Raw genomic sequence first — 11177 nt, 5'->3', positions numbered from 1 at the left:
TATGCGATCGTCGGCAGCGTCAGTTGTGTATAAGAGACAGGTGCTACACCGCCTACCACTGGCTCCCCTCCCTGCTCGTGGACCTGCGCAGGAGCATGCCGGGGCTGGAGGTGACCCTCGCCGTGGAACACACGCGCGACCCCATCCCGGCCCTCGAAGCGGGCGACATCGACGTCGCGCTCCTCACCCAGGCGACCATCCCTCGCGCCACGCTCGGGGCCCGCAAGCTCTTCTCCGATGAGATTGTCTTCGTCGTGGCCTCATCGCACCCGCTCGCGGGACGCAAGACACTCACTCGGGATGACCTGCGTGAGCACACCCTGCTCACGTCCCAGACACCTCCGGCGGAGTCCCACTGGTTCCTCACCCAGGTCTTCGGCCGGGAGCGCCCCCGCCTCCGCTTCGAGCGACTCCCCCTGACGGAGGCGATGTTCGACCTCGCGCGCGCCGGCCTGGGCGTCGCCGTCATCTCGGAGTGGATCGCCGGACCACACCTCGGAAAGGGCGACCTGGTCGCGAAGCGGCTCGCCTCGGGGCCGCTGCAGCGCTCCTGGCGCATCGCCTGGAGACGCGAGGCCAGTGAGGCCGCGCACCGCCTGGCGACCGCCCTGGAGGGTCTCGCGCCCCGCCGTCTCGCCGCGGGGTGAGCCGCGACACGGCGATGAAGCTCACACCCCTGGTGAGGGGTGACTACTTCCCAGGGCGCTGCGCGGGGTGCGCCACGGAACGGCGTTGAAGCTCACTCCACCGTGGGCGCTGGCGCGTTCACCGGCTCCGGGGGCTCGATGGCCGGCCGGACGATGAGCTGGTCGATGGACGGCCGGTCACGCCGCTCGAAGGGCGCGAGCTTCACGGCCCGCCCCGTGCGCGCGGACTCCTGGAGCGCGACAATCACCCGGACGTCCGCCAACCCCTCCCAGCCCGACGGCTCGGGCTCGCGGTCCTCCAGGATGCACCGCGAGAAGTAGAGCAACTCCGGCGCGAACTGGTCGTGTTTCGCGAACGTCCGCTCCTCCGTCTTCCCGCCGAGGGTCACGAAGTGTTTGCGCTCGGAGTCGTAGCCAAACCCCGGGTCCGCGCGCAGGTCCCCCTTCGAGCAGATGACCCGGTAGCTCGAGACCGCGGACGCGGCATGGCTGATGCCGAACTGGCCCATCCGCCCCTCGGAGAAGCGCAGTAACGCGAACGCCGTGCCGTCGACGCCCTTGAAGCGCGCGTCCGGGTCCTCCTGCGTGAAGCAGACCACCTCCGTGGGCTCGGACCCGAAGAGGTAGCGCGCGGCGTTGATGGGATACGGCCCCTCGTCGAGCAAGGCCCCGCCTCCCACGTCGGCGCGCGTGCGGATGTCTCCCCGGCGGGCCTGCTGCGTCATCACCGCGGAGAACATCATCGGGTCCCCCAACTTGCCCGAGCGCAGCAACTCGATGGCCCGCAGGTTCGCCTCCTCGAAGTGGAGCCGGTAGGCGACCATCAACCGGACGTCGTGCTCGTCCGCGACGCGAATCATCGCCTCGCAGTCCTCCACCGTCGTCGCCATCGGCTTCTCGCACAACACATGCAACCCCGCCCGAGCGGAGCGCTCGGTGAACTCCCGATGCAAGGTGTTGGGCAGCACGATGTAGACGGCGTCGACCTCCGCCTCCCGGCAGACCTCCTCGAAGTCCTCGTAGCCCGCGCAGTGTTCGACACCGTACTGCTCGCGCAGCGCCTCACGCTTCGTCCGGTCCGAGGAGAAGATGGCCACCAGTTCGGAATTCTCCCCCGCGTTCTGGAACGCCGGGAGGATGGCCACCTGCGCGAGATTTCCCGCGCCCACCACCGCATAACGAATTCGCCGAGTGCCTCGCTGAGCCATGGACACACCTCCCCTGGAGGACACGCTGTGCGCCAGGGTCAGCGGCCACAAGTCCCGCGACGAACCCGGGCGCCCCGCACGACAGGAAGGGGGGCGAACCAGCAACCACGTCGACAGGTCGCTCGCGGCATTTGAGGGAAGAAATGGGGGGAGTGCCGTTCAGCCAGCGCGGGCCTTGGAATCGCAGTCACCGCCGCGTCGCAACTCCTACCCCTGGACGACCCATGCTTGAAACTCCACGGTTGACCCTTCTCCTCGCCGTCGTGACAGCGATGAGTCTCATTGGCTGCCAGAGCGCCGAGCCCCCGGCGGACGAGCGCGTCATCACCTATGGCCACGGCGCCTTCCTCGGGGAGGGTGGCAAGGTCATCACCGCTGACCTTGGAATGGTGCAGCGCACGCAGAAGGACTTCCTGGAGACCCTGCGGCGTCAGGCCCTGGAGAAAGGCGGCCTCGACATCGACGGCCCGCGCAAGGTCATCACCAGTCAGGTGGAGGACGAGGTCCTCGCCAACGCGCTGTACATCGACTGGTTGAACGACACGCTGCGCCCCGAGGACTTCACTCGCATCCGCTCCCTCAACGGCGCTCTGCGCATGCACTACCTCAAGCGCCTGAGCACGTCGAAGGTGGGACGAGCCGAGCAGCACGAGACGAAGGGCGTGGGCGCCGACGTCGCGAGGAAGCTGGAGGCCCAGGGCATCAAGACCTTCTCCATCACGGAGAACAGCGGCGAAGCCTACATTCGCGAGTGCGCCGCCGCCGGGGTGCCCATTCCTCCGCCCATGTTCTCCGCGGGCTGGGTCAACCGAGGCGTCATCGAAGACGAGTTCATCAGCACCACCGAGAAGGCGGAGTTGATGCACTACACCAGCGACAAGCCGCCGGGTGTCTGCCTCGCCCTGCCCCGCTACCTGCGCGACGACAAGTCCATCGACCTGCTCGGCATCATCTGCCTCGGCACGCTCAGCAACAAGGCGTGCTTCTGGGACAACCCCGCGAGCAAGACCTTCATCCGAGGCGTGCAGGTGGACATCAAGGACTTCGTGGGTGGCTATGCCCTCGAAGCCAACGACCAGGGCACCTGCTCGGACTGCCACGCGGGCGAGAACCCCTTCGTCGTCCACCCGGAGAAGCCCCCCTTCGTCGGCTTGGACCTGTTTGGGACGGGCTGGTACGAGCCCATCGTCCATCAGGACTGGCCGCAGAACCCGGGCCCCTCGTATCTGCTGGAGGCCGTGTCCTCCGAGGGCCGCTGCGACAGCTGCCACCGCGCGGGCGGCTCCGGTCGCCGCTTCCCCGCGCTCTCCAAGGAGCTGCCCGGCTACTGCGCCATCGTCCTGGAGACCGCCGTCAGCCCTCCGCTGCCTGGAACGATGCCGCCCTACGGCGCGGACCGCTCACAGTTCACCGCGCACGTCGACGCCCTGCGCAAGGCCTGCAAGGCGCCGAAGCCGACGGGGACCACGGTGCCCGGCAACATCCCGGATGACACGGGCTATCTCTCGCCGCCCGTGGTCATCGACCCACTGTATGGCTGCGCGACGCAGGTCGCGGTGCGCGGCGCGGTGCTCGACGCGAAGGTGACGCTGACCATCAACGGCACCGACGTGGGCTCGCTCATCGCCCGCAGTCCCAACCACGAGGTGTTCAACGTGCCGGCGCTGGTCGCCGGTGACAAGGTCTCCGCCCGACAGGAGAGTGGTGCGGCGGTGTCCGGCCCGTCACCGGAGATCAAGGTCCGCGACCACAAGGTCGACTTCCCCACGGGACTGCCCGCGCCCGCCATCGACCCGACGCTCATCTACGAGTGCGCGGAGGTCATCTCCGTGCGCCACGTCCCGGGCGCGAAGCTCACCGTCACGGTGAACGGAGGCTCGGCCGCCTCGTCGTCGACCAGCACGGACTGGACGGCCATCCGCCCGGGCAAGACGCCCTTCGTCGTTGGCGACGAGTACAAGGCGGTCATCAGCCTGTGCGGCGACAAGAGCCCGGAGTCCGCGCCCCAGAAGGCCGTGAAGGCGCCCGCGAGCATCCCCGCGCCCTCGTTCGACCCGCCGCAGACCTTCGCGGGTCAGCAACTGGTCAGCCTGGGCTCGCTGACGAACGGAGCCCGGACGAGCATCGACGTGTTGGGTGTGGGCTCCGCGGGTGGCTTCTCCACGCCCATCTCCTGGTTCCCGGACTACGACTTCGCCACGCCCCTGGGCCGCGCCCTGAACTCCGGCGAGGTCCTGGTCGCCCAGCAGAAGCTGTGTGATGCGGGCCCAACGAACCAGACGCCGCCGGCGGGGAGCTGCAAGGAGCTGCCGGCGCCGCGCATCCTCCAGCCGCTCGCGGGCACCAACTTCGTCATCGTGTCGCAAGCCGTCCCCGGCGCACGCATCCGCGTCTATGACAGCACCAACAAGGAGATTGGCGACGGCAGCGGCAACGTCATCCTCTTGAGCCACGACCTGGTGGCGACGGACATCCTCACGGTGGTCCAGCAGGTCGGCAAGTGCACCAGCGGCACCGCGTACCGCATCAGCGTGCGCGGCGGGTAGCCACGCGCACGTGGGCAGGAGGCTCGGCCGGCGCCAGGTGACTGGCGTGGAGCCGAGCCTCCCTGCGTCCCCGCTGAATGCAGCGGGCAAGACTCCTCTCCCCGACAGGGCGTCCGTACCCTAGCCAGGACCGGCACGAAGGAGAGAGAGCCAATGAGCGAGCAAGCCCAGGCCAGGGCGGCCGTCGTGTGGAAGAAGGGCGGCCCCTTCCAGCTCGAGGACGTCACCGTCGAAGCCCCTCGGGCGGACGAGGTGCTCGTTCGGATGGTCGCCACGGGCATGTGTCACACCGACATGATTGTCCGCGACCAGTACTACCCATTGCCGCTGCCCATCGTCCTGGGGCACGAGGGCGCGGGTGTCGTCGATCGCGTGGGCGACCGGGTGACGAAGGTGGCCCCGGGCGACCACGTCGTGATGGCCTTCACCTTCTGCGGAAAGTGCGACCTGTGCCAGTCAGGGCATCCTGCGTACTGCCGGGAGTTCTACGCGCGGAACATGGGCGGTGGGCGGATGGACGGGTCCACCGCGATTCAAAAGGAGGGCAAGCCCCTCCATGACCACTTCTTCGGCCAGTCCTCCTTCAGCACCTTCGCCATCGCGACGGAGCGCAACATCGTCAAGGTGCGCAAGGACGTGCCGCTGGAGCTGCTCGGGCCGCTGGGCTGCGGCATCTCCACGGGAGCGGGCGCGGTCCTCAACTCCCTGGGAGTCAAGGCCGGGCGTAGCTTCGCGGCCTTCGGCTCCGGCGCGGTGGGGCTCAGCGCCATCATGGCCGCGCGGCTCGCGGGGGCCACCACCATCATTGCCGTGGACACCAAACCCAACCGCCTGCAACTGGCGCAGGAGTTGGGCGCGACGCATGCGGTGAATGGGCAGACCGAGGACGCGGTGGAGTTCATCAAGCGCGTCACCGGAGGCCGGGGTGTGGACTACACCCTCGAGTCCACGGGGAACCCGAAGGTGCTTCGGCAGGCCATCGACTCGCTCGACATCCTGGGGACGTGCGGTGTCGTCGGCGCGCCTCCTGTTGGCACCGAGGCGAGCTTCGACGTGAATGACCTCATGATTCCCGGTAGGAGCGTGCGCGGCATCGTCGAGGGCGACAGCGTCCCGGACGTCTTCATCCCCCAGCTCATCGACCTCTACGCCCAGGGTAGATTCCCGTTCGACAAGCTGGTGAGGTTCTACCCCATGGAGCAGATCAACCAGGCGGCCAAGGACTCGGAGAAGGGTGACACGCTCAAGCCCATCATCCGGATGACGCGGCCCACCTGAGGGCCTCGCGCCCCAGCCACGGAGGAGACGACATGGCGGACACACCGATTGCCGTCACCGGCTGCACGGGTCGACTCGGGGGACGCATCGCGCGTCGGCTCGCGGCCCAGGGAGTCTCTCAGCGACTCATCGTTCGCGACGCGAAGCGGGCCCCTTCGCTGCCGGGTGCAGAGGTCCACGTCGCGACCTATCGAAATCGCGACGCGCTCGCCCGCGCGCTCGAGGGCGTACGGACCGCGCTCTTCGTGTCCGCGAAGGAGGCGCCGACCCGACTGGAGGAGCACTTCGCGTTCATCGAAACAGCGGCGGCAGTGGGCGTGGAGACGCTCGTCTACACGTCGTTCTACGGCGCGGCCCCGAATGCCACCTTCACCTTCGCGAGGGACCACTGGGCCACCGAGCAGCGCTTGCGGGAGCAGCGCTTCTCCTCGGTGATGTTGCGAGACAACCTCTACCTGGACTTTCTCCCCATGATGGCGGGAGAGGACGGCGTGCTCCGAGGCCCCGCGGAGCATGGACGGGTCGCGGCCGTTGCGCAGGACGACATCGCCGATGTCGCCACCGCCGTACTGCTGAATCCCCGCGAGCACCGGGGCCGCACGTACTCGCTGACCGGACCGGAGTCACTGACGCTCGACGAGGTCGCCGCCGTGCTCAGCCGGAAGCTGGGGCGTCCCATCCGCTACCGGGCGGAGAGCATCGAAGAGGCGTATCGCTCGCGGGCCCGCTACGGGGCCGAGCAGTGGCAGGTGGATGCGTGGGTGAGCACATACACGGCCATCGCCGCGGGTGAGCTGGCGGACGTCACGACCGACGTCGAGCGCGTGGCGGGACATGCGCCCATGAGCCTGGAGACCCTGCCCCTGACGTGAGCCTAGGGCGCCGGCTTGTGGGCCTTCAGCACCTTCTTGAGTTCCTCCGCGATGAGGTCGAGCTTCCGCTCCGTGTCGAAGCCGTCGCAGGTCGCGCGGTACTCGGCCTCCTTCGAGTTCCCACTCGGGATGACCCAGAGCTTCTCGCAGTCACACCGCAGCCTGGCGAGCAGCTTGCGACCCTTCTTCGCGCGCAGCTCCGCGACCCAGCAGGAGTCCGCGCAGCCACACGAGCGGTACTCCAGGACCTGCGACTTGTCCTCCCAGGGAATCGTGTAGAGGGGATGTTGCGCCGGCGCGAGCCCCGGCAGCGCGAGCACCGCGACGCCCGCCAGCCACAGCCAGGACCTGGCACTCCGCTGCGACATGGTCAGCCCCTCGGCCTTTCAGCGCATGCCCAGGAGCGGGCCCGCGCGATGAGGGGAGTATAGCCGCTCGCGACGCGTCCACTGAGCCATCGTCAGCTGCACGGCGATGTCGAGCGCCGGGCATTCTCCGCCTCCAGTTGCTTCAGCCGCTTCGTGTCGTTGGCGTCCATGCCCCCGAAGCGCTTGCGCCACGCATAGACGGTCGGCTCGCGCACCCCGTGCTTCTTCGCGGTCTCCGGTGAGGAGGACCGCTCCGCCTCGCGCAGAATCGAGACTATCTGCTCTTCGCTGAACCGACTCTTCTTCATGCCCTGCCTCCGTGGTGGCCGGAGACGCCATCCTCTCAAGCTTCAGGTGGTCCGAAAACCGAAGGGCATGTCACTCCTCCCTGCCCTGCGCCGCTCGCACCAAGACTATGCAAGAGACTCCAAGCATAGAATCGACACATCTGCGGCAACCGGAAAGACTCTCTATAAGGGGAGCAAAGCACCTCCTTCTGGAGACAGAGAATTATGCTCCCCCTAAACAGAGCTACCCACCTCGCTTCTAATTCGACTTTCCCGAGGCGCGCTCGCGGACAACAGGAACCAGCGACTCTCAAAGCAAGAGCGACTCACTAGCCATCAAGCCGCTCGTCGGCAGCCCACTCCCAAGCTGACCATGATCATTACGTCCCCAGACCCAAACGGTGCCATCCTGTTGAAGACCCACGAAGTGCGCAGCACCAACGGCCACGCTTTTCCCATTGCTCAGTGTGCCAGCTTGAATCGGAACATTCGACGGCTGGCTAAAAACGCCACCATTGTATCCCCAAGTCCAAAAGGTACCGTTGGTCAGAATTGCCGCCGACTGTTCGCCACCAGCGGCCACAACCTTCACGCCACTCAACCCCTGTACCTGCACAGGCAGCCAAGCTCCATTACTTGTACCATCCCCCAGTTGCCCGCTGGAATTGCTCCCCCAAGCCCACACTGTTCCATCTTTACGGAGAGCCAGTGAGTGTTCGGAACCCGCAGCCACGGCCAACACACCGGGGCCACTCTCGACGGGATGTGAATTCAACTGTGGACCGGAAGAACCAGTCCCCAACTGACCGGCACTACCGTCACCCCAGCTCCAAGCATCAACATCACTCTCATAACTTCGCATCCCCAAGGAGTGCCCCACTCCCGCCGCCACACCCGACGAGCCCCACATACCGAAAACAATTTGAGGCACAACCCTCGTCACAACACTATTGTCACCCAACTGCCCATGGAAATTACAACCCCAAGCCCTAATGAAGTTATCGGAATACAACCCCAGTGAATGAAACAACCCGGCAGCCACAGTCACCGCACCAAGCTGCTCTTTCACTCGAACGGGCACCAGCCGATTAACCGTTGTACCATCGCCTAGCTGCCCGCAATAATTATCACCCCAAGCCCAAATTCCCCCATCAGCGAGCACCGCGAGCGAGTGACCGGGGCCCGTGGCAATGGAAACCACATCTGACAACCCTTCCACCCGCGCAAGCGTGGAAACCGAGGAGATCGTCCCGTTTCCCAACTGCCCCACGTTGTTATCCCCCCATCCCCAGACGGTGCCATCAGCGAGCAACGCCAATGAATGATGACCACCAGCAGCCACTGCCTTTACATTGCTCAATCCCTCGAACTTCATCGGCAGAGGCTGCGCCCAGAAACTCCCATCCGCGCGCTGTCCGTGGGAGTTTCCGCCCCAGGCCCAGGCAGTTCCATCCGAGCGCAATGCCAACGAGTGGTCGCTACCCGCCGAAACGGCAATCGCACCCGTCAATCCTCGTACCTGCACCGGCGTGGTATGATTAATCGTAGAACCATCCCCCACTTGGCCTCTGTAATTGTAGCCCCAGCCCCACGTCGTGCCATTCGAGAGGACGGCCAATGAGTGGCCATAGACTCCTGCAGCAACGCCCCTTACATCACTCAAGCCCTGTACTTGCTGCGGCAACTTGCTATTTGTCGTGGAGCCATTCCCTAGCTGCCCCTGGGTGTTGTCCCCCCACGCCCACACCGTCCCGTCCGCGAGGGCGGCCAATGAGAATGTGTTCCCGCCGTCCATGGCAACCACTTCGCTCGCCACCCGTACTTGAACCGGCAAAGAATGATTGATTGTGCTGTCATCTCCCAGTTGCCCATAGCCGTTGCTACCCCAAGCAAACAGGACGCCGTCGGAGCGGAGCGCCAGCGAGTGGAAGCCCCCAGCAGACACAGCCACGATCCCACTCAACCCCTGCACCTGCACCGGCGCACGGCGCTCCATCACCGTTCCATCCCCTAGTTGCCCATTGCTATTTGCGCCCCAAGCCCAGACTGTTCCGTCAGAGCGCAAGGCCAGTGAATGGCTATTGCCAGCGGACACGGCCACAACTTCACCCGCCACTTGCACTGGCATAGAGTACTCGACATAGGAATCATCTCCTACCTGGCCGGAGTCATTTTGCCCCCAAGCCCAGACCAAGCCGTCTGAATCCAGAGCCAGAGCATGGAAACTGCCTACGGCAACACCCACAATCTCACTCAACCCCTGCACCTGCACCGGCGCATACTGACTTCGCACGAGAGGGCCGTCGCCAAGCAGTGCAATACCCGAAGCCCAGACGGTACCATCCGGGCGCAGTGCTAGAGAGTGTTCAAATCCCGCAACAACCTCCCCAGGCGCTGACACCTCAACCGTCCGGGTCGCAGTGTAATCGGAGTACGCCCCGCTGGGCGTCAGCTTGCCTCTCGACCGATACTCATAGACACCTGCACCGACAACAGGGACCCGGAAGCTGGACAGATTTGTACGTCGAACCACAGTCCACACGGCAGCGCCTTGTTTCCGATACTCAAAGAGGTGTTCAGGGCTGTCTTCCAACGATGGGGCATGACACCCAGCACACGGCAACGCCCCCGCCGACACGACTAATGTTCTCGAGACAAAAGAAGAAACACTCACAGCATATGGGTAGACCTTGTAGGTCCTAGGAGTCAGAGAATCAGTCTTGGGCGCCAAATACGGCAAGGACAGCTCACTACAGTCCATAGCGAGCCGATAGCTGGTAGTGAAGTCGGATATGGCACAGTAGTCCACACCGCTCATACCAAACGCATACTCGACCCGATAACTCGTCATCGCAACACCCGAAACAGGGTGCACATAAGCCCCAACCGGCATCACGGAGAGAGGCTGGTTGGGCTGATATGTGCCGCCACCAAATCTCAATCTCGCGTAGCTACCGCTGGACCCAACGGCAATGCTGGATGGAACATCGTGCGTCCAGAAAACACGGATTGCACCGGGCTGCGGCGATCCAGAATCACAGACCAGGTAGTCAACAGAAAAACCACCATAAGCGACACTGTGGTTATCTATATAGTCGTCCATGCAGCCAGGGTAGTCCGCAGCAGCCATCGAACTGGTTCTCGGGCCGAATGGAGGCAGATACCCAGCAGCATCGAGATAGTCGCGTAAGACCGCCTGGCCGCGAGAGTTAGAGATGCCGACAGCGGCAGAGGACAATGGCTGAGTCTTTTGCGCGGGAATTTCGCTCGCAATGCCGAATTGATCTTCGCAGCCCGACCCCAATAGCGAAACCAAACAACACACAGCAAGAATCCGGACAATAGGCATCATCACGCCATTCCTCCTCAATTGACGCACACACCAAGCTCCTCAACCGCACAAAACAGGCACAAAGAGACAGCGCTGGCATGCCCCAGCTCCAGGCATCAATTGCCAAGGTGCTCCACTATATCCTCTCTCAGCGCCGGGGGATTGTCGCCTGGAATAGCGTGCCGAGATGATGGCGCTCTGGAGGGAGGCAATAGGAAGCAGGCCGCAGTGCAGTATGCGGGCACATTGACAGAGCAGTTGATGACTCGAATGGTGGGGATCGGTGGAATGAATGCCGTAGTACTGGCTCTGGGCAAGAGAAGAGCGAGGGAAACGTCGTGACGCAGCCAGCGAGACCCTCGTCCCCAATGGAGACAACCATTTCGAAAGTGAACGCGGACACTTTCGCGTTCAGTTTTTGCCACTCACCTTCACCGCGCCAAGCCGCGCCTGGTCGCTTTCGCCGTGGAACTCCGGCCAGGCGCGGAAGCACACACCTAGCGACACAGGCCCCGTAGTTTCGCGGGGTTGGGGTGCTCCCCCCGGGTGCTCGAGCACCGCGGTCCGAATTCGGGCCTGAACTCGCGCCCGGAAGCACACTCCGTCCGGCGCGCCGTTCACTTCCCCGCCCCACCTGCCC

The 11177-nt window shown here is 64.8% G+C and carries 7 protein-coding genes and 1 pseudogene; 4 read left to right on the top strand and 4 right to left on the bottom strand.

Features of this window, described 5'->3' with window-relative positions; all coding sequences use genetic code 11:
* On the top strand, positions 1-647 hold a 647-nt coding region (locus tag FJV41_RS57000), incomplete at its 5' end, for a LysR family transcriptional regulator substrate-binding protein (protein ID WP_141648690.1).
* 92 nt (positions 648-739) lie between these two features.
* Here FJV41_RS57000 and FJV41_RS44340 read toward each other — a convergent pair.
* Positions 740-1855 (bottom strand): Gfo/Idh/MocA family protein, encoded by a 1116-nt coding sequence (locus FJV41_RS44340; protein WP_141648689.1) that lies wholly within the window; start codon positions 1853-1855, stop codon positions 740-742.
* Between the two features lie 272 nt (positions 1856-2127).
* Between FJV41_RS44340 and FJV41_RS44335 the strand changes: the two genes are divergently transcribed.
* The 3 genes from FJV41_RS44335 (at position 2128) to FJV41_RS44325 (ending at position 6551) form a co-directional block, all read left to right on the top strand.
* A complete protein-coding gene (locus tag FJV41_RS44335) occupies positions 2128-4401 on the top strand; it encodes a hypothetical protein (protein WP_181791370.1) in 2274 nt (757 codons plus the stop codon).
* A gap of 153 nt (positions 4402-4554) precedes the next feature.
* On the top strand, positions 4555-5679 hold the full coding sequence (locus FJV41_RS44330) for an NAD(P)-dependent alcohol dehydrogenase (protein ID WP_141648687.1): 1125 nt from the start codon (positions 4555-4557) through the stop codon (positions 5677-5679).
* A 32-nt stretch (positions 5680-5711) separates the two neighbouring features.
* Entirely contained in the window at positions 5712-6551 is an 840-nt protein-coding gene (locus FJV41_RS44325; protein WP_141648686.1) for an SDR family oxidoreductase, read from the top strand.
* Between the two features lie 2 nt (positions 6552-6553).
* On the opposite strand, the gene FJV41_RS44320 is transcribed toward FJV41_RS44325, so the two are convergent.
* From FJV41_RS44320 to FJV41_RS44310, 3 genes and pseudogenes are all read right to left on the bottom strand, one after another.
* The gene (locus FJV41_RS44320; protein ID WP_141648685.1) at positions 6554-6919 is read right to left on the bottom strand and encodes a hypothetical protein; all 366 of its coding nucleotides are present in this window, start codon (positions 6917-6919) and stop codon (positions 6554-6556) included.
* 116 nt (positions 6920-7035) lie between these two features.
* Positions 7036-7227, bottom strand: a pseudogene (locus tag FJV41_RS44315) (transposase); the annotation flags it as partial.
* A gap of 289 nt (positions 7228-7516) precedes the next feature.
* Positions 7517-10558 carry an RCC1 domain-containing protein gene (locus tag FJV41_RS44310; protein ID WP_246137807.1) on the bottom strand — a complete coding sequence of 1014 codons (3042 nt, stop codon included), beginning with the start codon at positions 10556-10558 and terminating at the stop codon, positions 7517-7519.
* Positions 10559-11177 lie beyond the last annotated feature (619 nt).

The organism is Myxococcus llanfairpwllgwyngyllgogerychwyrndrobwllllantysiliogogogochensis, assembly GCF_006636215.1.
GTDB lineage: Bacteria > Myxococcota > Myxococcia > Myxococcales > Myxococcaceae > Myxococcus > Myxococcus llanfairpwllgwyngyllgogerychwyrndrobwllllantysiliogogogochensis.
The sequence above is the reverse complement of the archived record's forward strand: the minus strand, read 5'-3'. Positions and strand labels throughout refer to the sequence as shown.

Excerpts from the sequence above, each read along its gene's own strand:
- FJV41_RS44320 (WP_141648685.1), bottom strand. The coding sequence starts at position 6,919 with ATGTCGCAGCGGAGTGCCAGGTCCTGGCTGTGGCTGGCGGGCGTCGCG.
- FJV41_RS44325 (WP_141648686.1), top strand. The coding sequence starts at position 5,712 with ATGGCGGACACACCGATTGCCGTCACCGGCTGCACGGGTCGACTCGGG.
- FJV41_RS44310 (WP_246137807.1), bottom strand. The coding sequence starts at position 10,558 with ATGATGCCTATTGTCCGGATTCTTGCTGTGTGTTGTTTGGTTTCGCTA.
- FJV41_RS44335 (WP_181791370.1), top strand. The coding sequence starts at position 2,128 with ATGAGTCTCATTGGCTGCCAGAGCGCCGAGCCCCCGGCGGACGAGCGC.
- FJV41_RS44340 (WP_141648689.1), bottom strand. The coding sequence starts at position 1,855 with ATGGCTCAGCGAGGCACTCGGCGAATTCGTTATGCGGTGGTGGGCGCG.
- FJV41_RS44330 (WP_141648687.1), top strand. The coding sequence starts at position 4,555 with ATGAGCGAGCAAGCCCAGGCCAGGGCGGCCGTCGTGTGGAAGAAGGGC.